The sequence below is a fragment of the Proteinivorax hydrogeniformans genome, assembly GCF_040515995.1.
Classification (GTDB): domain Bacteria; phylum Bacillota; class Proteinivoracia; order Proteinivoracales; family Proteinivoracaceae; genus Proteinivorax; species Proteinivorax hydrogeniformans.
The window spans coordinates 2237039-2258803 of the sequence record NZ_CP159485.1 but is presented as its reverse complement, the minus strand read 5'-3'; the positions used below and the strand labels follow the sequence as shown (position 1 = coordinate 2258803).

The window sequence follows — 21765 nt, the reverse complement described above, 5'->3', positions numbered from 1 at the left end:
ATTTTAGTTTGGCGTAAGGAGGAGGGGGGGATATCTTGAAACAACTTAAGGAGTTAGGGGAAGTCAACAAACTTCCAAGAAGCTTAGTGTTGTCTGTTATAATCTTTTCATGGGCAGTTATGCATTATTTCGACAAAGCAGATCATATTACAAATTTTGCAGATTTTGAGGTGAGAATATACACTATTTTTGTTGTTATTGCTGGGGTATGGATGCTAATAGCTAGCATTAAATATAAAAAAGTTCTTAGTATAGTTGCTTTTATTGTACTATTAGTAACTTCTCAAATTATACCGAGGCTTGCATTAGGACACAAATCAACTTTGGCTATGTGGGTATCAATTTTTTTAGGGGTTGTCTTATACTGTGCTTACTTTTACTACCTTTGCATAAAGCATAAGGAAGGATAAAGCATAGGGGACTACAATGAAAACATGAGGTGAATTATTAAAAAATTACATTCAGATTTACGATAAGGGGGCGAGGGTGTAGCACACATTACCTCTTATGGCTGTAATCCTCAAGAGACATTGTACATACGAACCGATATGCTCCGCCTCCATCATGATAAATTCAATATGAAATACATAACTCCTAAGCTAAAAAGGCTTAGAGCAGCGTTTGTTGGTGGTTTGGTTGCAGTCATTCCAATTTCTTTAACGGCTCATACTATAAATGAAGCTTGGGGTTTTGGGGAAAACATTGGGGTTAGACTTTTGATATTTCAATACTTCTAACCCATTACTTAGCAAATAAAAAGGATCGCATATCGCATAAGATGTAGGGGCTCTTGAAAGAACATAGAGGGTCTACCATGAAAATATGAGATAAACCCCTATATTTTGTCAAAAAGCAAGCCTCCCGGGTCAGGGCTACAATACGCCAAAACACCACTATGCAAAGTGGTGTTTTTGACTGTTAAGGGATGAAAAACTCTCGAGTTCCTAAGCAAGGGGAACTATCGAGAGTTTTTTTAACTTATTCATCAATATGATACAAACAATCTTTTTCAAAATCATGCTTAGAATCTAAGAACTTATTACACTTGGAAATCAACATTTTTTTAACATCATGTAAACCATAAGCCTCGCACAAATAGATTGCCATTTTAATAGATCTTATGTACTCGTTATTCTCTAATCTGTATTCAGCTCATATAGTATAGGCTGTGCATTTGGTTAAATACGCGGCTTTTTTTATAAGCTTCTATACCTAACTGACCATACTTTAGCGCTTCTTTATACATCTTGTTTCTATAATATGAGGTGGCTAAATTATGACAGATTATAGGGTGAAGATTATCTCTTTGTTCCACCTGTGTTAGGCAAAATTCCATTAAGCTTAAATATTCATCCTTATAACCCAAATCATTTCTAACAAAAGCAATGTTCATCAAAATCATAACTTCCATTAAAGAGTACGCAAATTTAGTATGGCTACTTAATTTAAATTTAGGAGTTGTTAACTTTAAAGCTTCAATTAACTTGTCTTGTGCTGCTTTTAAATCTTGCTTTTCAGAAAGGGGATAGCTGTAGCAAAGAGAGTTAGTTGTTTAATTAATTTTTTGTAGTATGGATTTTTTATTACAGCTGATAGCTTGTTTAGCATCTTAATCTCGCTACTTAAGCTTTGGTAATCAAATCTATCTAACTTAGCTTCAAGACTTCCTTTAACATCATTAAAATAAGAGTAATCATCTATTCTGTATTCTAGAAATAAAGCTGTTATATCAGCTTTTAAAACAGAAGAAAGGTTATCTAAAGTTTCGATTTTAGGTATAACCTTACCACCTTCTATTTTTCGTAATGTATCAGGGTGAATACCCAACTCTCTAGAAATATAGTTTTGTGTATAGTTTAATTTTTTTCTAATGGAACTAAGCTTTTCTCCAAACCCTTTCAAATTATAAGTCAAAAAGTCGCCCCCCTATGAACCCCGACTCCAATCGGGTTGATTATTCATAATATTATTATATTATAAGATTAGAAGATAATGAAGGGGGGAGATTTTATGAGGAAAATATTATTATTATCAAGTGTCCTTCTTTTGACATTATCTACTCTAACTTTTGCTTTACAGAGTGGATGATTGCAGTTGCCGGAGCCCGGCTAAATTATAGATAGTTTTGGAAGGAGGGGGCGTTATTGTATAAACGGATAATAGTGGCTGTTGCCGGCGTATTGTTTATTTTGCTTGCGTTGTTAGCGATAGTTATTACGGACCTTTACGATCGAGATTTTCCTCAGGCCATTGGTGTTGAGAGCAGTTTTAGGCTCGACTTTAGCGAGTCGAACTTTTCAATCACTGAAGCATTTACAATGTTGGAGGAGCTTGATGTCCGCTGGAATCTCGGGCTGGTTAAGGTCGCGCCAGAGCTTGACAGTGGCGGCGATGGGCAGTTTTTTGTAGCGTTTGATGGTGGAGATTTGCCCTCCCAATTTACTTGGTTCGGTGGTGACGATGTAAGTAAGATCGTCGGTAAGGAGCGACTTGCTAACTCCTATCCTGATGGAACCTATCTAGTGACCAGGCAAAAAGCTCACCTAGATGACGCTCTGAACGAGCTAAAAAGCGTAGGTGTAAAGGTTGACCGCCGGGATGCGTCAACTTTTGACAGCCTTAAATTCGTGGTGTATGAAAGAGGATTTGCTGCCGCCGTTATTGCGGTGTTAGCACTGCTCGTAGCGCTTGCGCTGTTTTGGCTGTCTGTAAAAGCACGGGGTCGTGCCCTTCGGGTTTTGGGCGGCTGCCCGACTGTGTGGATTCAGATGCAAGATTTAACTGGGTTCGGGGGTGCTCTGCTGATTTCGGCTGGGGTTATCGCTTCGATTGCATCGGTCTATGTGGGGGTGCTACATGGCTGGGTGTACGTCGGCACCTTTCTCAAGGTCCTGGTTAGCTTGCAAGTTGCTATTATTGCTGTAGCATTGCTTGCTGCCCTTGTGATGTCAGCCACTGCGTGGCCTAGTGTAACTATGCTTTCCACTAGACAACCGGCAATAAAAAGCCTTCGTTCGGCAGCCATCGTGATTAAGGCGGTTACCTTCCTATTGGTGGTAGCCACGGCTGGACCTGCCTGGTCAGCGTATAAATTTTCTTCAGCAGTTGCTGTTGAAATGGCTCAGTGGCAACAACTTTCAGACCAAGTCGCTATAGAGTTTGGAATGGGAGATCTTGATGGTAAGGATGGGATGGTTGCCCTTGAGCCACAGATTGGCGAGATGGTAAAGGACGCTGAATCCCTTGATATGGTCGCTCACTCCTATACATTCACCCAAGGCATGTGGACACGGGTGGATACTGGAGAGGGTGTAGATTTTGGAGAGTACTCTGTTGTCTCCTATGTTAACCAGCGTTGGCTCGATCTGGCGACAAAGGGAGCGCCACAGCCTGCTTTAACATCGGTGCCTTCCAATAGCATACCAGAAGACCTGCATCAAAAAATTCTAGAAACGGTTGAAATATTGTCTAGAGAAAGCCTTTCAGAGGAGTTATTTACACAGTTTAAATACTTGGAACCAGCCGATGGGTTGCGACTTCCAGTAGCAGAAGGAGGATGGGGCAATAGACTTCTATTTGCCGACGATGTTTTGTTTGTCGTTGTGCCCTCGCTTTATGACACCTATAACGATTCCAACTTGACATCTATGGCCTCAACTAGCAATATCGTGTTTACCGATGTGACCGCTACGCAGCAGTTATTGGAGCAGCACGATCTTTCTGAGCAAGCGCTAAGGGAGCGCGGATTCAGTGGCAAACTAAATGTTGTTTACATTGCTGAAGAGGGACTTCTCCAGGCACAGTTTGCAGCGTACGTTGTGTGGTTGAGAAGCCTTGCTTTGGTTGCGTTAGGAGTTGCCTTTACTGTCTCTGCGGCTATAAGTGCATCAATTACAGCACTGCTACAAGCTAAGCGTGACTTCCCGTTGCGATTAGCAGGTCAGTCATGGTTGCGAATTCTACATAGGCGTATAGCCAAGGAAATACTTGTAGGGGTAGTACTGGTAAGCGTCGTTATTTTGTTTCAAAGGCCTTATTCACTAGGCCCCATACTAGTAGCGGCAATGTTTGGATTGACTGTTGTGCCGTTAAGTCATCTAATTGCTACACGTTGGTGTTTTAATGGCGTCAGTAAGCGTCGAATTTAATTGGAGGTGGTATAGATGTTGATTGAAGGCCAGGATTTGTCAGTATCAATTGGAGGGCGGCGCGTGCTTGAGAGTGAGACAATAAGTTGTAAACCTGGTATGATGACAGCTCTTGTTGGCCCGAGTGGATGCGGAAAGACTACACTATTGCATTGTCTCGGGCTGTTGCTCCCTGTGGATCAGGGACGCATTTTGATCGACGGAGACGATGTAACTAAGTATAGTACTGTGGCACGACGTCATTTCTGGCGGGATCACGCGGCATTTATACTTCAGGATTATGGTATTATGGATGATGAGTCCATTGCTTTCAATATTACCATGGGAGTAAGTTTGCTAGGAAAACGGGTCACTGGAAACCAGGCGCGGTTGGTGGAGGTACTGGAACAGACGGGTCTTCAGGGTCGAGAAAATGAGTTGGCCAGTCATCTAAGTGGGGGAGAAAAACAGCGACTGGCACTGGCCCGTGCCATTTATAAGGATGCGTCCATTCTGTTTATTGATGAGCCTACTGCCTCACTGGATGCAGCTAACCGGAAAAAAGTCATAGAACTGTTCTCTGACTTCGCGATGCGCGGCCGCACAGTTATTGTGGCGACCCATGACTCTGAAATGATCAACGCTTGTGGAGTTCGGCATGAGGTCGGTTCTTAAGTTACCTCATCTGTCGACTAACAATTACGTTAGAACTAGGAGGACCTTTATGAGAATAACCTATAAAATCATTATCGGTGTCATTGCTGCCTTACTGGTGATAGTGGGAGCTGCGGCTCTAAACGGTCTGTTTTCAGCACCAAGGGACACTCACCCGCCGTACGACCAGCTGCCGACGGTAGTTGAGGCCAATGAGGCGCTTGACAAACATCAAGATTTAGCTAAAGAGATAGAAGCATTAGGTGATGGTATTAGGGTAAAAGTAGGTAAGCCTTTTCCTGAGCATCAGGACCGAGGGCTGATTATGGTTAGTTATAGTTCGAGATCCGAGCGTGACGCCATTGCTGATTTGCTTAAACAAAGCGAAGGGTTTGGGGTTCCAGTGCATTTGGAAAAACGATAAGCAGTATAAGGGTCAACCATGGTAGGGGCAAAGAAAGCAAACCTCCCGGGTCAGGCTTTTAATATTTCAATACTTCTAACCCACCTTAATTTTAGGGTGGGTTTTGTTGATAAAAAAAGGGATTTCCAAATAACTGTCGAAACATTCACATAACACTATATTAAGAGTTAAGGGTGATCTTATGGCAAGAAAACCTAGAGTAGAATATCCTGGTGCTATGGGACGAGTGGGATTAAGGAGGGAATTATAATGTGTAATAAAGAAAGCAAGAAATTTACAAATATTGATTTAGAAAGATTGAACATTGTTGAAAAAGATGGAACTGTCAAAATGTCATTGTTTAATAGCAAAAATATGCCATCAGCAATATTTGAAGGGGAGGATATTTTACCTGGACATAGGCAGGATGATAATAATGCAGGAATCATGTTCTATAACGGTAATGGTACGGAATGTGGCGGGTTAATTTTTGGAAGTAAAGTAAAGTAAAAGAAAATGGTGAGTATGAATCAGGACTATCTTTGTCATTTGACCAATACAATCAAGACCAAGTAATTCAAATGTCTGTAGTTGATAATAATGGTTGTCAAAACTATGGACTAAATGTTTTTGATAGACCTAAAAATACTATTAAAGAAACAGTTCAATTAATGAAACAAATAGAAGAAATGGAAGATGGACCTGAAAAACAAAAAATAATGCAAGAATTAAGCAAAGATAACCATCGAAGAATGTTTATGGGCAAAACTCAAATGGAGAAGTGTCGGTTAAGCTAAGCGATAGCAAAGGAAACGAACGTATAAGAATGGTAATTGATGAAAATGACATTCCAAAGCTTGAATTTTTGAATGGAAATGGAGAAGTTATATATAGCTTGCCACCAAAACAAAACAATGAACGGGATAAGTAGCTATACAGCATTTGCATTAATATCTGGGCTGTAAATGATAATCTTCTTTACCAGAGAGAGGAGTTGGACTACTTCATTAGGCTGCCGTGTAACACCTGATGGCAATTATCTTTGCCCATTTTCCTTTGATGATCAGTAGTTATTAGGTGGGATTTTGCTACTTTTTCCGGTTTATGTATGTGAAAAATTCATAAAAGGGGGAGTTTTATGGACGCATATACATTTTCAATAAAACAGGCTTTAAATGTTGGGTTTGTCAAGGTTAAAGATAATTTTTTGCAGCTAGCACAATACTTATTTATCTTAGCATTAGCTGTAGTAACTCTGGAGTTTCTGGTTAAGACTTCTAGTGTATACAGCGTTGAATACTTTTTGAGGATTATGAGACACTTTTTATTGGTACTTCTTACTTTTAGCATCATTAAAATTTGTTTCAATGTTTATGATGGTAAAAAAGTTCAGTCGATAGACTTAGTAAATAATTACAAATATATACCATTTTTTTTAGGGGCAATATTATTTGGCTTTTTAATAATGGGGGTAATGAGCTCTTTTGGGCTTTTGATTTTTGCTTTCGTTTTAGGTATCTTTCTAATTTCTAGGTTTTTGTTTTTTCTTCATTTTATTATAGATGAAAATAAGGGAGTGTTTTCATCATTTAATGAAAGTTGGGAGTTGACAACTGACAAGGGCTTTAAATTATTGTTCTTTATAATATTGGCTTGCCTAATCATGTTAGCTCCTATTTTACTTGGCAACTTGACTTCTTATATTTTGCTAGAAATCTTGTGTTTTTTTATCTTTGTATTTTTTGCATTACCCTTTGGAGTAATGACAACTATTTTTGTGTTCCGCGATCTTAAAGAAAATAGAAGCCCGTGGGCAAAAGATTATACTGGCAAAGGCGCTAAACCTAATAGATTTTTAGTAGCCATTAGAAAGAGAAAAGAAGGAACGTTTTTAGATATGCTCTGGAATATCATAAAGGTATTGCTAGTGTTTTATATGAGCCTGAGTCTATCTATAAGTTTTATTGCATCAGTAGTATCTTGGACATATAGGCAACCCACTCGGGTTGATTTTGAAGTAGGCTCTATTTTAGGAGCCATTATAGCCTTTTGTATTTATACTTGGATGGTTGAAAAAAGAAATAAAAACCTTTTTCAAATATGTCGCTTTAAAAAAATAACTTGGCAAAAAAGCATAGCTGCTTTTGCCGCTGGTATGGGGTTTGTATCCTTAAGTTTAGTGTTATTAAGGGTGCTGGGAATATCACCTCCCACTCTTAACTCGAACGAAATAAGGACTTTAGAGCACATAATAATATTATTTTCTGGAACAGTTATAGCTGTATTGCTTGAGGAGATAGTTTTTAGAGGTTTCTTATTTGGAGAGCTAAAAGAGAAATTACCTCTGCTAGTAGCAGTAGTAGTTCAAGCGGTTATTTTTGGAGCAATGCATATGAGTGTTGCACAAGGAATTTATTCTACGATACTAGGTATAGGTTTAGGATTATCAATGATATGGACAGGATCTATATGGGCTCCTATATTAATCCATGCTGGAAACAACATTTTTAGTTTAGTATCTGCATTGGTGTTTGGGGGACTTAACATATACTTCAACGTAATTTTCATTATAGTAGTACTTCCCCTAACCTTTGGCTATCTATTTAAAAATAAGGTGCCGCAATACAATGATAAGGGTAAAACATTGGATTCTACCATGGAAATATGAGATAGACACCTAAAGAGATAAATAAATTTACATAATAAAGGCTATGAACTTGATAAAAATGAGATGGGATTTTACAATTGAATATGATGAAAGTAAAAAAAGAGAGTTAATTTGTTGTGTTATTTTATGGCCAAGTGAGGAATCTAGTTTATTATAAAAAAATGGTTACGTTTGATTGTATGTGTTTTCATTTTAAAATAACGAAGATGGAGGTATGTAACATGAAGAAAATAGCAACCAATGTTTCTATGCTTTTACTAATTTTACTGATGTTTACGGGGTGTTCCGAAAAACAACTTATTGATGAGCAGCTAGAAAGCAACAATATAGATAAAGTTCAAGTAATAACAGCTATGGGAAATCCTGAGTATGGTGTTGACAGTAAAAATATTACTGATACAAAAGAAATAGAGCTATTTGTTGATACTTTTAACAGTGGGATTATTGGGGACAAAGTTGATGATGCAGATATTTCTGATGTTGCTGCAAGCTCATACTATTTCTATTTTAATGATGGGTCATATAAGAGGTTTACCTTCAATGGAAATGACACAAATATTATATGGCATGACAACAATTATTATTATGTTGATTACGATGAGAATCTAAAAACACCATTTGAATTATATGACTACTCTAATGCAGAGGTTATTGTTGTGGATGAAAAAGGTGATGAAATAAAATGACCTAATTAGAGCATTGCATAAGGTCAGGCGTTTGATATTTCAATACTTCTAACCCACCTTAATTTTAGGGTGGGTTTTTTGGTAAAAAAGGACTTTCTAAGCAAGTGTCGAAAGGTTCATATAACACTAAATAAACAGGTGGTGTATCCTTGGAGATTATGGCAAATATTATTTATAGTATTATCATTATCGCTATGCTGTGTACAATAATGTCTACTATCTATTTTGGTTTACACAAAGGGAAATTAACGGAAAGATATTATACTAGAGAGAAAATATTTAATTTAATAGCCATAGTAATAACCATGGTTTCTATATTTAATGGATGGGAGCTTATATTAAGCGTATTTCAAATTATTTTTCTACTGATTGTTAGGGCCGTCTATTTAAGATATCAAGGAAAGCTGCAAACTGGAGTTATGGGTGCATTATTGTTATTTGGCTCTTTGTTTGAATATAATTATTTTGTGATTCATTACTTCGAATATATAATGCTAGCTTTTTTTGTGGGCTTTTTTATCTATAACGTCTATGTTAGCGCGCCCAAGACTAGGACTAGAGATGTATCCATAGCTTTAGTAGGTGTGTTAATCTTTTTATCATTAAACTTATATATGACTAATAATAGGGAGCTTGCCGACCCTCAGCTACAAAAGACCGTAAATAGCCAATTAGCTAGCTTAAAAGAGAGTCATCCGACCATTTTCCATGAAATAGATGATATTACTATCCTTTCTTTAGGTCGAGATAGGTTTAGAATCAAAACATTAGAAGGCATAGAAAAATTACAAAGTTTACAACTTTTAACAATCTATCAAGAAGATAGATTGATGGACTATAGCCAACTGGCTGAGCTTAAAAACTTAGAAAGCTTAACGATATTTAACCCACACCCTGATTTTTCAATAAATGACCTTCCTGATATGAAAAACTTAAAACACCTTAGTGTCGGTGCTTTTGATTTGCCTACGGATGAGAATATAATAGTTCCTGACCTTCCTAACTTAGAAAATTTAGAGATATTTAGCCATGATATAGTTGAGCCTACATCTTTAGATATAAGGCAAATTCCAGAGGTTGAGGTGTTAAGGGTAATTGTTAATATAAATGAAATTATTGGTTTAGAAGAAGCAAAGCATTTAGAAAAAATATATGTAAGACCTTTTTGTGATTATGCTGATGAAATTAAAGAGTTAAGGCCTGATATTGAGGTAAGGGGAGACATGAAAGGGGGTGGGTAAAATAAACGTTTTTGATATTCTTATAAGCGTAGTACTTGTTATATTTATAGTAGTAAGAGTTTTTAGGTACAAAAATATGGACAATAAATTAAAAGTTTTTAAAAGAGAAGTGGCTATAAATATAGCAGTTCTTTTACCTTTGCTTGTATATGGTTTTACTGATTTAAGTGAGTTTCTAAAAGGATTTTCAGATATTACAATATACTTAGTTATGTTCTTAATTCCGTGTGTTGTGGTTATTAGTATTGTGATACATAAAAAGTTAAGGATTAGGGATTAGAGTAATTTAGGGTACTAAGTGAATATGGTTCGATCTTAAAGACATATTGTCGTGTGTATTACCTTTGAAAGTAGGAATAAGGATGGTTTTAAAAATTATCAATATAGGGTGAAGGGGGATAAATATGGTTTTGAATATGGCTATCAGTTTTGGATTGACGACTATGAGGGGCATAAAATTGCTATTGGAATGGGGTCATTGGGGCAAGGTCTTTATATAGTTCCGGAAATGGATTTAGTAGTGGCTATAAACAGTGGTAATGGGGGTTCAGAAGAAGAAAAATATGTGGTAGCCAAAGATATTATTAACGCTGTAGTTGAGTAAACTTAAGGCTTAATACCTAGAGGAGAACATTATGTCTGAGCTGTTTTTAAATATTGAATTATTGTTAGTTTGGCAAAGTAAGCTGATAAAAGAAAAAATAGTCCATCCTACTATATTACTAACATAAATGGCCCGGAATCTAACCCACCCTAATTTCAGGGTGGGTTTTGTTCTACCAAGGAGGGAAAGAACTGTTTTTAAAAAAAGTTGACAAATTCAACGGCTGTATATATACTGTGTATATAAAATATATACAGTATATATACAGTCGTTGTTGTATAACTGTAAAAAGATAAAAGAGGGGATTGTATTGGATATAATCATTAGCAATACAAGTTCACAGCCGATATACCTACAAATTTCAGATCAGATTAAAAGGCAGGTTCTAAGGGGTGAGTTAGACAATGGCTACTATTTGCCATCGATACGAATGTTGGCTAAGGAGTTACAAGTTTCAGTAATTACCACTAAGAACGCCTATCAGGTTTTGGAAAAGGAAGGGTTGATTAAATCGGTAAAAGGTAGGGGATTTTACGTCTCTGCCCAAAAAGAAGACTTACTCGAAGATATGAAGATAAAATCTGTTGAACAAAAGTTAGAAGAGGTGGTGGATGAAGCAAAAGAGCTTAATATTCCGTTAGAGAAAGTTATAGAAATGCTAAAACTACTCTACTAGATTATTGAATATGGAGGGTGAAAATATGTCTAAAGTATTGGAAGTAAAAAATGTATCAAAAGACTATGGGGATTTTAAGTTAAAAAATGTAAGTTTCTCACTTGAAAAAGGTTATATTATGGGTCTTATTGGTCCAAATGGGTCTGGAAAAACAACAACTATCAAGTTGATCATGAATTTATTATCTAAGGATAGCGGCGAGATTAAAATGTTTAACAAAGACCATATTGCAGATGAAGTAAAGATTAAAGAAAAGATTGGGTTTGTCTATGATGGCGATATCTACCCATCCGGCATGAAATTAGAAAAAATAGCTAAGTTAATTGCTCCTTTTTATAAGAGTTGGGATCAACATATTTTTGAAGGTTATATAAAAAAGTTTCGGTTAAATTTAGGTAAAAAGCTAGAGGACTTATCCAAAGGAATGAAAATAAAGTTTTCTATAGCGATGGCGCTTTCACATAAACCGGAGCTAATTTTAATGGATGAGCCAACTTCCGGGTTAGATCCAGTATTTCGCAGAGAATTTTTAGAGTTGCTACAAGATATTATTGAAAAGCGAAAAGCGTCGGTGATTTTCTCTACCCATATCACCTCTGATTTGGAAAAGGTGGCTGATTATATCACTTTTATAGATGATGGTGAGGTGGTTTTTACAGATACCTACTGCGACCTTGTGGAAAATTACCGTTTAGTAAAAGGCAAAAAAGAAGTTTTAAATAATCACAAAGATACTTTAATAGGGATGAAGGTAAATAAGTTTGGAATAGAGGGGCTTGCAAAAAGCGATAGCTGCCACACTTTGACGGAAAATGAGGGTGTGCTACTTGAAAGACCAAGCTTAGAGGATATAATGTACTATGTTTCAACAAGAGATTGAAAGGAGAACCAGCATGCTAAATCTTTTTAAGCTTTATAATGCTAGCTTTTATAAAAACATCAGAGATCTGGTTTTAGCTTACGGTGTGCTAAACTTTTTTAACATTGCTGGAGCTGTACTATTTTATATAAACTTAAATACTGCCAGCTCTGTGTCAGAAATGTGGTTTAAGGGATTTTTTTCATTTTTGACCTTGCATTTGTTCTGTGTATCTATAGCACCATCTAATCTTTTAGATCATAACCATGCGCAAAACTGGACAAAAAATGCAGCGTCAGGAGTTTTAGAAAACATTCTACCTGTTACTCGTAAAGTTTTTTTACTCAACAGGGTTTTAGTAACTCTTTGCACCACTGTTATCATGGGGCTACTATTATTATTACCGTTTTTGATAGCAGCAATTTTACTTCAAATAAAAGGTATAGGTGATGGCATTAATTTTTTAAAAGCTTTACTTAGTATGCAAGTTTTAGTAATTATAGGTGGATTGATTTTATGTATGTTAACTATACTTTATAAAAAGGGCAGAGGAGTGCTAACCTTAGGCTACTCGATTTATAGTGTTATCGTATTTTTGATGATAAGGGGAGAACTTTTGTTAAACGGTAGTATGTTGCTATTAGCACCTTTATTTATGCTAATAGTAACATATATCCTATATAAGTATACAGCTAGAAACATTTATGAAATTGACATCTGTCAGTGAGGAGGATAGTGAGTGATTACTAAATCGAGATTATATTTTAGAGAATTATGGGTCATATTTATACCTGTTTGGCTCGGTCTTTTAGGTACAGTAGGGCTGATTTTAGGGATAAGTTCTATTGAACCAATCCTCTTTGTACCGTATATAGTACTTATTACGCTTATGACTATAAAAGAAAGTGAGCTTGTATTTTATATGGACATAGATTTAATCAGGGTTTTGCCTATCGAAAAAAAGCAGGTTTCCCTAACAATCGTCCTAACATTTTTGATATCATTGTTTTTGGGTGGAGCGGTTAACGTTTTAAACTATGTAATAGCTTTACATAGCGGTTTTGTGGAAGAAGCGTTTTTAATTTGGTGGTTCTTAGGCGTAGCTTTACCACTTGTTATGTGCGGAACTTTTGTTGTTTTACCTAACGCTATATTCAACATCAGAGTTATATGGAAAAACATATTAAGTTATATCTTGGTATTTGTAGGAGTGACCTTAGGTATTATAATGCATTTGTTTTTGCCGCTAGTTGTTGTGCTGCCTTTATCAACCATTTGTTATTTAGCGGCCTTTTATACAGTGATTAAAGCTTATAAAACAATAACCTTACAACTTAAATATCCAGAGGAGTAGGTATAAAACAACAATATATAGGAGGAGATAGTTATGAAAAATTTTTTAAAGACAGTGTGGAACGTATTAAAATATTTATTGGTACATTTTGGACTTCAGATTGTATATATCTTTGGAATTTCCTTTGTGATAGGGATTAAGATAGGGTTAGAAGGTGGTGCTGATAACTTAGATAATTTTGATGCAGAGTTTGCTTCTACAATGTCAGCACATATCCCAATATCTCTAATTTTTGCGGGGGTCGGTTCGTTACTTATATATAAATGGATGGTAAACAGAAAAGGTGACAGTTTTTTAGAAGTATGTAGGTTTAATAAGTTGTCGCTAGATAAGAGTGTTGTATCCTTTATAGCGGGAATGTCTTTGTTATACCTAAGCTCTGTTATAGTAGGATTTTTTCCTGACGAGGCAATAGATTCCCATGTCGAAAATATGAGTTCATTGACGGAGGGGGGAGTGCTGTTGTTTTTCCTAGCTGCAGGGATTATGGCTCCGTTAATTGAGGAAGTTATTTTTAGGGGGTTAATTTTTAAAGAGTTAAGAGGAAAAGTAAGTATTTTTGCTGTAATTTTAATACAAGCACTTTTATTTGGATTTTATCATCTAAATTTAGTTCAAGGAGCTTACACTTTTGTCATGGGAGTATTTTTAGGCATTTCACTGCTTTGGACCGGTTCTATATGGGCGCCTATTTTGATCCATGCCGGTAACAATATTTTTAGCATAGGATTAAGTGTGATGCCTTTTGGTCATTTCTTTGAACAAAGTGCTGTGGCGTTAATTGGACTGTTCATTGTTTTACCAGTTTCAGTTTGGTATTTGTATAAAAACAGGATGCCTTTTGCTGACAATTACGGAAAACCGAATTTAAAGGGGTAACAACTAGTAATATCTACTCTTTAAAAGAATATTAAATATTTAAAAAGGTAAAGAACAATTGCAATTTATATAGTATAATAAATTAGCTTTTATAATTTATATTAAAATTTTTTATTAAGAAAGAGGTGATGGCATGAAGCTTGAAGTAAAAGATATATTTAAATCTTTTGGCGAAACAGAAGTGCTTCATGGAATATCTTTTGAAGTAGAAAGCGGTAAGGCTTTAGGCTTTCTTGGAAGAAATGGTGCTGGAAAGACCACTACCATTCGGATTCTCATGAATTTATTTAAAGCAAACGCCGGTGAAATACTGTTAGATGGGAAAAAGTTTGTGGCCAGTGAACATCAAATAGGTTATTTGCCGGAGGAGCGAGGGTTGTATCCTAAAAAGAAAGTGTTAGAGCAGGTAATTTATTTTGGCCAGCTTAGAGGCTTGACCAAAAAAGAAGCTAAGGAAAATTCAATACATTGGCTAAAAAAGCTTGGCGTAGAGAAATACAGTAACAAAAAGCTAGAGACCCTTTCAAAGGGAAATCAGCAAAAGGTGCAGCTGGCACAAACCTTTGTCTGTAACCCAGACATAGTCATTTTAGACGAGCCATTTAGTGGCTTAGATCCAGTAAATTCACAGGTGTTAAAAGAAATAATAAGAGAGCAAATAAGGGAGGATAACATAGTTATATTCTCTAGCCATCAGATGAATTATATAGAAGAGTTTTGTGAAAACATTGCGTTAATTAACGAAGGAGAACTAGTGCTCAAAGGCAATTTGAAAAACATAAAGAGAAAGTATGGGAATAATAGGCTAACTATTAGCTTGATAGGTTTATCCTCTTTAGAGCTAGAGGACCTTTTCGCCCATAAGCTTAGTGGGCTAGCTAAGGTTGTAGATAATAAGGAGAAGTATTTAGTTATAGAACTAGAAAAAGACAAGACTAAAAACGACTTACTTAATGAAATGGTGCAGCTAGGCTTAGATATTGAAAGATTTTCAACTTATGAACCAACACTTGAAGATATTTTTGTTAAAAAGGTGGGTGAAAAATAGATGAAGAATTTTTTAATTGTAGTAAAGTTTGAGCTTTTAAACTTTGTAAAAAGCAAACCTTTTATTGCATCTACCGTAATTATTTGCCTGATGCTAGCCATTGGGCTGTCGATACCAACTATACGAGATACTTTCTTTAGCTCTGACTCTGACCCCGCTGGTGAAGAAACTCATGTTTCGCAAAGAGAGTATGGCTATGTAAACAAAGATGAAGCGGTTAGTAATATAGAGGACCTAAAAAACAATTTTTATCTTGGAACCTTGGTAGAATATGAAAATCAAAAAGAATTAGAAGAAGATGTAACCTCTGGAGATATAGATGCGGGATACGTTATAGATTCGCCTACAAGTTATGTGCATATTGTCAAAAACAACGAACTGCATAGCAACGATAATTTTGCCTTTGAAGGTGCGTTGGCAGAAGCGTATAGGATTCAGGGTTTTTCTGAAAAAGGGATAGATTATGGTAGCGTTCAGCAGTTAATATCTGTTCAATTACAATCAGACACTAAAATATTAGGTACTGACAGTGCTGGAAATTATATGTACACCTATATTCTCACCTTTTTACTATATTTTGTAATCATCATATATGGCCAGCTTGTAGCTACATCTATAGCTAGCGAAAAAAGCAATAGAGCTATGGAGGTTTTGGTTACTAGTACTGATAGTCGAAACTTGATTTTCGGCAAAGTTATAGGAGGAGCTTTAGCTGGGGTGATACAGTTTGCTATAGTTATAGGCACCGCTTTTTTAGCTTATGAACTAAACTCTGCCGCTTGGGATGGAGGCTTAGATTTTGTGTTTAATATCCCTACTGACGTACTTTTACTGTTTTCGGTGTTTGGAATACTAGGATACCTATTTTATCTGTTTATATTTGGGGCTTTAGGTGCTTTAGTTTCTAGATCTGAAGATGTGAATACTAGCGCCACACCTATAACAATTATTTTTGTAGCTGTCTTTTTCGTTTCTGTAACCGGTATGCAAAATACAGAAGGGCTATTAATAAAGGTCGCATCATATATTCCATTTAGCTCGTTTATGGCTATGTTTGTAAGGGTTTCTATGGGGACAGTGTCGCATTTTGAGGTTATATTATCTTTGTTCATACTAACATTAAGCACAGTAATTGTAGGACTTTTAGCTTCAAAAATTTATCGCTTGGGGACTCTTATGTATGGGAACCCTGTTAAACTAACCCGTGCGCTTAAATTATTAGCTAGAAAATAAAAGGGATAAAACAAAAAAAACTTGCATTTTGCAAGCTTTTTTGTTTGATAAAAAGGGCTTTAAAAGTTAATAGGATAACTGGTTTGGGACCTCCACTTCAACAGTTTTCGAAAAAGAGCAAGAACTGTAAGTGCGGTGCGGTATCCAGTAAAAGCCGATTGCTAGTTTCGCTTTATGGTGTAAATAGCTATAATAAAATAAAGGAGGTATAAATAAATGAATTTTTTCCGTTTTCTTATAGTATGTGTTATGGTTCTATTAATATCATCAGCTTGCTCCGAGGAGGTACAAGATACAACCGTAGAAACTGAAACATCGGAAATATTAGAAGAAAAGATTGATGATAGCAAAGAGGAGGAAAGTACTAATAATAAACATGACCATGAAGTATTAGAGAAAGACATTATAGATAAATACTCTCAGGTTAAACCGAAAGATTGGGGCGAAAACATCGAAGGCGTTATAACGCAAATTGATGTTGATAAAAAAATTGTCGCCTTAACTTTTGATGCTTGCGATGGACGGCCAGGTTATTATGATGAAGATTTAATAAATTTTTTAATTAAAGAGGAAATTCCCGCAACCTTATTTGTCAGTGGAGAGTGGATTAAACAAAACAAGGAAACTTTTATCATGTTATCGGAAAATCCTTTGCTTGAAATAGCCAATCATGGGTACAAGCATAAACCCTTATCTGTCTCAGGGAAATCAGCTTATAATATACCAGGAACTGCAAGTGTTGAAGAAGTATTTAATGAGGTTTACAAAAACCAGTTGTTAATTAAGAAAATAACTGGGGAATATCCTAAGTACTTTAGATCTGGAACGGCCCATTATGATGATGTCGCTGTAGATATTATTTATGACTTAGGACTCAAGCCTGTTAATTATAATGTTCTAGGCGATGCTGGAGGCACTTTTGATAAGCAACAGATCGCTTATGCCTTAGAATCTGCAAATCCAGGGTCAATAATGTTGTTGCACATGAATCAGCCTGAATCTGATATTGCACAAGGTGTGAAAGATGGAGTTAAAAGATTAAGGCAAAAAAGTTTTGAATTTGTAAGGCTAGCTGATTATGACGAGTATCTAAATTAGTCGGTAATTTTATTTTGTATTTTTTCTTTAAGTTCACCTATAATGTGTTTAAACTTTTTAGATTTTAAGTTAGGGTAATGCTTAAGCCAGGCTTTATGTTGTATATTTATTTTATTGATCAACCTATTTTGCAGCGAACGTAGCTTTTTGTTTTCTCTTTTTAGGCGCTCAAGGGAAATATTTTTAAGCTTTTTATCCTTCATCAAAGTTACATTTTGCCTAAGTCTTTCAGTTATATCATCAAACTCTGCAAGGATTGATTTAAACTGTACTAAACTAGAAACAGTTAAAATAGAGTCTATAATTATCCCGACTAGAAAAATAGGTATAATCCAATTTTTTATTACATTTGGGATGTTAAGCCACAGCATATTAACAAAAGGATGAATTGCATTTAAAAAAAATACTGTTAGAGCTCCCCAATATATTGAAAACTTTACGCACACATATCCCCATAGATTGAAAGATTCTTCGGAGTAATCCCACCATCTAGTATCGAAAAAACGCTCCAGCAGATATCCAGTAAATAGCTCTACAACTGAAGCAATAATAAAACCTCCTATAAATAAAGCTATAAGATTATCTTTAAAAGGAGTAAGAAGTATAACTATCAAAGTGGCAGAGATTCCATAAATCGGGCATATTGGCCCATTTAGAAATCCACGGTTTACAAATCTGCGCTGTTTTTTTAGGTGATACAGTACTTCTAAATTCCACCCTACAAAAGAGTAAAAGACAAAGTAGAAAAAAGATTCTGTTAGCAATTAAATTCCCCCTCACATAAAAGGTAGCCATATATATGTTATATGATTTTCAAAAAATAAAAAGTAGTGAAACCAGAAAAAAATATCGTTATCTGTTTATGGTATCATAACATAAAAAAAAGAAAAGTTAATTAATTAGTTTGATAGTGTCAAGACACTGTAGGTTAAAAAAAGGAACCTCACTTCCACAATACATATAACATTTAACAAGACCGTGGCGGCCTTGACATCCACCCCGCCTGTGGTTCTTGTTTAAAAACCGATGGGCGGCTCCGAGGACATTACATTTTTTTCCAACCCATCGGTATAGGACATTATACCACAGGCGGGCCCCCGTCTGCCAAGGCTTCCCTGCGGCGCCACTACTGTAACCTCCGGGCTCACCAAGAACATTTTAGTTTAAATGCTAATTTTATTATTAAGGCCTCTTAGCGCTACTCTTGTTAAGTTTACTCCATATTCCATTACTGGAACATTACTAAAACTTTCTTTGCCAATCTTTTTTCTCGTTTTTAAATCTTTTAACTGTTTCCTAACTTCAGTTGTCAATTCAATTACTTTATTGTCTTTTTGCTTATAAGTTTCTAGGTAGTGGTCTTTAACTTGCTCTTTGTTTGCCTCCACAGCTCGCATAGATGCCATTTTTTTTGCCCCATTTAGACTCCAAGCCATAGGGCGACTGCTCAAACGGGATGATAAAACATGGCTCACATGCCCTTCGGCACTGCACCCTATCTCTGGATTTTCAATTGATGCCTTTATACCATCCCAAGTGTTCTTAATATAGGTTATAGTTTTTTGTATTCTCTTTTTCCTTGGTTTGCTATCTGCCTTTGCAAGTGCTTCTTTTAAGTTTTCTAAGACAGCCTCTCTATCTAGCTTCTTTATGTTTTTATAAATCTTTGTCTTTAAGTTTGGAGCATGAGCTGTAGCCATTATGATGTATTTAGATAAATGAAACTTATCTAAGATAAACGTGGAGCTAGGAATGTATTCCAGCCCTGAGCGTATCCATTTTGCTCCATCGCCTAGTATATAAATATCATTGATACAATTAACATCGTATTGGGAATATATGAAATCGCAGACTCTAAACCAAAAGTCTTCCGGCTTTTCATCAATAGAGGTAAAATACTTAGGATTTATTAGCATACGCCTACCATTAACTTCTTTTACGCCTTCATGAACATAGATTAGTCTAGCTTGTGCTCCCCTTTTAGAGCGTACTGATAAATGGTCTTCATCGGCTTCTATATAAAGTGTGGGAACTTCTTTTTTATCACAAGGGATCTCATAATCTTTTGCCTTAAAGTCTCTTACTGTATTAGCAGCTGTTTGTTTGCTTAACTTTAACTCTGAGTTATATCGGCTTAGTTCCTGTGTTGCTTTTTCGTACGAAAGCTTTGTAGTAGCTTCAAGCAACTCGGATTTTAAAGTAGGTTCTATTCTCATATGTGCTGTTATGCCAGCATTTTCATCTGCTAAATAGGAATATTTCTTAGTCTCTTTGTTTTTAAAGTATGTTCGTTTATAGGTCATTTCACCAAAAGGGGTGAGTATACTTTTATAGTCGCCTTTTCTTTCTATGACCCAGTCCTTTCGTTCTTTTTTATCTTTAACTATTTGTTGATCCATTGCTTCAATTACTTCTTGCATTATCCCTACACCAAGACCATCTAGTTCCTTTTTTAATTCTTTAGTAAAAGTATTGTAGTCAATACCTCCTTCAAGAGTTTCTAAAACTTTTTCAGTTACATGAAGGATTTTTTCTTCTATTACGCGAATTATTTCCATGAGGAACCTCACTCCTTTGTTAGGATTATTCTCGTGTGGAGAATTTTGAGGTTCCTCTTCTTTTTTTAAAAGTATTTTTCCTGCTTAAATCCTACAATAATTTTACACTAACAATTAGTTTTTACTATCATTATAGGAGAATTAAAAACTAAAACTAATTGACAAAGCATATTACCTGCTATACCATTATTATTAAAATGTAAAATAATGATGAAATTTGGCTAACTTTAGCTAGAAAAATGTTTTAAAAACTTAAGGGGGGGGATTTTATGGAAGCATTAGCAAATAGCTATAAGCTTCAGCTTGATGAAAGAATCAAGTGTTATGAGGAGGAATACCTTAAGCTGTGGAACACCATATCTTATGATTTCCCAAGCTTACAAATGTACTCTAAAGCCGAGAAAATGCTCAGAGAAGCGAAGATTAAAAAAACATTGATCCAACACAAGAGTAAACTTAAGAATTTGAGAAAAATTGAGAGTGAAGAAGATGAAAAAACAGTTTTTATCATTAAAAAGGTTATTGAAGAGGCCATAGGGTTTCATAAAGAACAGCTTGACCTTATATATAATGAAGGGTTTTATAACAACCTAATTAACTTTGAGGAAGAAGCTCAGAAGTTTATTCAAGATAATGAGCCATCTAAAGGGATAGCGTTAAGAGGCGATGTTTACCAGGCCACAAGAACTGTTATGATATCAGCTATGATGCAGCTGATGTTTGACAAACCTATTTCAATTACTCCATCGCTATTCGCGATAAACATGATATATATTTATACAGATAATTATATAGATGATCCAAAAACAGATAAAAAAAGCAAAATGGAATTTAGCAAAAAAATAAGTAAGTATCTTTTAGGCGAAAGAGTTTTGCCACAGAATGAAAAAGAGGAAATAATCTTTAAGTTAATTGATTTATTTCGGTTAGAGTACCAGCAAGAAGAATATGAAGATTTATACAATAGTTTATACTATTTACATAAAGCTCAAGAGGATAGCTTTGTTAAACAGCAACATGAAATAAACACATCAAGCGTTGATGATATGCTAAAGATAACCATGGAAAAAGGTGGAGTTTTTGCAATAGCAGATGGCTATTTAATCAAAGGTCATATAAGTTATGAAGCAGAGAAGTTTTGCTATGGTCTAGGGACATTTTTGCAGTTTATAGACGACCTGCAGGATGTGCAAAGCGACTTACAAACAGGCAACATGACAGTGTTTTCTAAAACAATAGTGGAGGGTGACACTTTAGACAACGTAACAAATAAAGCAATTCAGTTTATCAAAGAAACATTAGACTCAGAAATTATTGTTAGCCATAAACAAAAGTTGGTTCGCGACTTTGTCATTCATAGTTGTACATATTTAATTTTTGAAACTATAGCTATCAATAGCAAATATTATAGTGATGAGTATGTAGAGCAAGCTGAGAAGCATATGCCATTGAGCTTAGGTTTTTTGAAAAATCTTAGGTCAACACTTGAGGAACATTTATCTTAAAGTACATTGTTCTAAAAAGATTACTGCACTTATAAAATAATAATTCAATAAAAAAATACCTTCAGTATAGGCTGAAGGTATTTTTTGTAACGTTTAATATTATCTGTAGGCAACGCTTGGACAAAAAACACAAAAAGACTGTTAACAAAAAAATCAGAAAAATAGAGGAAAA

25 protein-coding genes are annotated in these 21765 nt (G+C 35.5%); 21 read left to right on the top strand and 4 right to left on the bottom strand.

Translation table 11 applies throughout. The annotated features are described in order from the left end of the window. Nucleotides 1–35 precede the first annotated feature (35 nt). The gene (locus PRVXH_RS10875; protein WP_353892796.1) at nt 36–410 is read left to right on the top strand and encodes a hypothetical protein; all 375 of its coding nucleotides are present in this window, start codon (nt 36–38) and stop codon (nt 408–410) included. A 737-nt stretch (nt 411–1147) separates the two neighbouring features. Here the strand turns inward: PRVXH_RS10875 and PRVXH_RS10870 are convergent. Continuing rightward, the gene (locus PRVXH_RS10870; RefSeq protein WP_353892795.1) at nt 1148–1396 is read right to left on the bottom strand and encodes a hypothetical protein; all 249 of its coding nucleotides are present in this window, start codon (nt 1394–1396) and stop codon (nt 1148–1150) included. A gap of 104 nt (nt 1397–1500) precedes the next feature. Further along, nucleotides 1501–1914, bottom strand: a complete 414-nt coding sequence (locus tag PRVXH_RS10865; protein WP_353892794.1) for a helix-turn-helix transcriptional regulator — start codon at nt 1912–1914, stop codon at nt 1501–1503. A 230-nt stretch (nt 1915–2144) separates the two neighbouring features. Between PRVXH_RS10865 and PRVXH_RS10860 the strand changes: the two genes are divergently transcribed. The 19 genes from PRVXH_RS10860 to PRVXH_RS10770 all read left to right on the top strand — a co-directional run bounded on the left by PRVXH_RS10860 (nt 2145) and on the right by PRVXH_RS10770 (nt 17530). Further along, on the top strand, nt 2145–4148 hold the full coding sequence (locus tag PRVXH_RS10860) for a hypothetical protein (protein WP_353892793.1): 2004 nt from the start codon (nt 2145–2147) through the stop codon (nt 4146–4148). A 15-nt stretch (nt 4149–4163) separates the two neighbouring features. Next, nucleotides 4164–4802 carry an ATP-binding cassette domain-containing protein gene (locus PRVXH_RS10855; protein WP_353892792.1) on the top strand — a complete coding sequence of 213 codons (639 nt, stop codon included), beginning with the start codon at nt 4164–4166 and terminating at the stop codon, nt 4800–4802. A gap of 49 nt (nt 4803–4851) precedes the next feature. After that, complete coding sequence (locus PRVXH_RS10850; RefSeq protein WP_353892791.1) at nt 4852–5205, top strand: hypothetical protein; 354 nt, start codon at nt 4852–4854, stop codon at nt 5203–5205. Between the two features lie 249 nt (nt 5206–5454). Continuing rightward, nucleotides 5455–5694, top strand: coding sequence for a hypothetical protein (locus tag PRVXH_RS10845; RefSeq protein ID WP_353892790.1), 240 nt, complete (start codon nt 5455–5457; stop codon nt 5692–5694). A gap of 32 nt (nt 5695–5726) precedes the next feature. Continuing rightward, nucleotides 5727–5981: a hypothetical protein gene (locus PRVXH_RS10840; RefSeq protein ID WP_353892789.1), complete on the top strand. Its 255-nt coding sequence runs from the start codon at nt 5727–5729 to the stop codon at nt 5979–5981. Next, on the top strand, nt 5966–6115 hold the full coding sequence (locus PRVXH_RS10835; RefSeq protein WP_353892788.1) for a hypothetical protein: 150 nt from the start codon (nt 5966–5968) through the stop codon (nt 6113–6115). The genes PRVXH_RS10840 and PRVXH_RS10835 overlap by 16 nt, the downstream gene beginning before the upstream one ends. Nucleotides 6116–6322: 207 nt before the next feature. After that, entirely contained in the window at nt 6323–7852 is a 1530-nt protein-coding gene (locus tag PRVXH_RS10830) for a CPBP family glutamic-type intramembrane protease (protein ID WP_353892787.1), read from the top strand. A gap of 221 nt (nt 7853–8073) precedes the next feature. Further along, nucleotides 8074–8538 (top strand): hypothetical protein, encoded by a 465-nt coding sequence (locus PRVXH_RS10825; protein WP_353892786.1) that lies wholly within the window; start codon nt 8074–8076, stop codon nt 8536–8538. A 149-nt stretch (nt 8539–8687) separates the two neighbouring features. After that, nucleotides 8688–9779, top strand: a complete 1092-nt coding sequence (locus PRVXH_RS10820) for a hypothetical protein (protein WP_353892785.1) — start codon at nt 8688–8690, stop codon at nt 9777–9779. Further along, the gene (locus PRVXH_RS10815; protein ID WP_353892784.1) at nt 9772–10059 is read left to right on the top strand and encodes a hypothetical protein; all 288 of its coding nucleotides are present in this window, start codon (nt 9772–9774) and stop codon (nt 10057–10059) included. Before PRVXH_RS10820 ends, PRVXH_RS10815 begins: the two co-directional genes overlap by 8 nt. A gap of 108 nt (nt 10060–10167) precedes the next feature. Beyond that, nucleotides 10168–10383 (top strand): hypothetical protein, encoded by a 216-nt coding sequence (locus PRVXH_RS10810; protein ID WP_353892783.1) that lies wholly within the window; start codon nt 10168–10170, stop codon nt 10381–10383. 310 nt (nt 10384–10693) lie between these two features. Then, nucleotides 10694–11059: a GntR family transcriptional regulator gene (locus PRVXH_RS10805; RefSeq protein ID WP_353892782.1), complete on the top strand. Its 366-nt coding sequence runs from the start codon at nt 10694–10696 to the stop codon at nt 11057–11059. Between the two features lie 25 nt (nt 11060–11084). After that, the gene (locus PRVXH_RS10800; protein ID WP_353892781.1) at nt 11085–11939 is read left to right on the top strand and encodes an ABC transporter ATP-binding protein; all 855 of its coding nucleotides are present in this window, start codon (nt 11085–11087) and stop codon (nt 11937–11939) included. 13 nt (nt 11940–11952) lie between these two features. Beyond that, nucleotides 11953–12645, top strand: coding sequence for a hypothetical protein (locus PRVXH_RS10795; RefSeq protein WP_353892780.1), 693 nt, complete (start codon nt 11953–11955; stop codon nt 12643–12645). A gap of 12 nt (nt 12646–12657) precedes the next feature. Further along, nucleotides 12658–13272 carry a hypothetical protein gene (locus PRVXH_RS10790; protein ID WP_353892779.1) on the top strand — a complete coding sequence of 205 codons (615 nt, stop codon included), beginning with the start codon at nt 12658–12660 and terminating at the stop codon, nt 13270–13272. Between the two features lie 33 nt (nt 13273–13305). Then, nucleotides 13306–14151: a CPBP family intramembrane glutamic endopeptidase gene (locus PRVXH_RS10785; RefSeq protein WP_353892778.1), complete on the top strand. Its 846-nt coding sequence runs from the start codon at nt 13306–13308 to the stop codon at nt 14149–14151. Between the two features lie 133 nt (nt 14152–14284). Continuing rightward, nucleotides 14285–15199: an ATP-binding cassette domain-containing protein gene (locus tag PRVXH_RS10780; RefSeq protein WP_353892777.1), complete on the top strand. Its 915-nt coding sequence runs from the start codon at nt 14285–14287 to the stop codon at nt 15197–15199. Then, complete coding sequence (locus tag PRVXH_RS10775) at nt 15200–16432, top strand: ABC transporter permease (protein WP_353892776.1); 1233 nt, start codon at nt 15200–15202, stop codon at nt 16430–16432. It begins immediately after the preceding gene. Nucleotides 16433–16648: 216 nt separating this feature from the next. Then, on the top strand, nt 16649–17530 hold the full coding sequence (locus PRVXH_RS10770; protein ID WP_353892775.1) for a polysaccharide deacetylase family protein: 882 nt from the start codon (nt 16649–16651) through the stop codon (nt 17528–17530). Here PRVXH_RS10770 and PRVXH_RS10765 read toward each other — a convergent pair. Together PRVXH_RS10765 and PRVXH_RS10760 are read right to left on the bottom strand one after the other, a co-directional pair. Then, entirely contained in the window at nt 17527–18294 is a 768-nt protein-coding gene (locus PRVXH_RS10765) for a putative ABC transporter permease (RefSeq protein ID WP_353892774.1), read from the bottom strand. The two genes, PRVXH_RS10770 and PRVXH_RS10765, sit on opposite strands and share 4 nt — an antisense overlap. A 399-nt stretch (nt 18295–18693) precedes the next feature. Next, entirely contained in the window at nt 18694–20088 is a 1395-nt protein-coding gene (locus PRVXH_RS10760; RefSeq protein WP_353892222.1) for an ISLre2 family transposase, read from the bottom strand. Nucleotides 20089–20357: 269 nt separating this feature from the next. Here PRVXH_RS10760 and PRVXH_RS10755 point away from each other — a divergent pair, with 269 nt between their 5' ends. After that, nucleotides 20358–21593: a hypothetical protein gene (locus PRVXH_RS10755; protein WP_353892773.1), complete on the top strand. Its 1236-nt coding sequence runs from the start codon at nt 20358–20360 to the stop codon at nt 21591–21593. Nucleotides 21594–21765 lie beyond the last annotated feature (172 nt).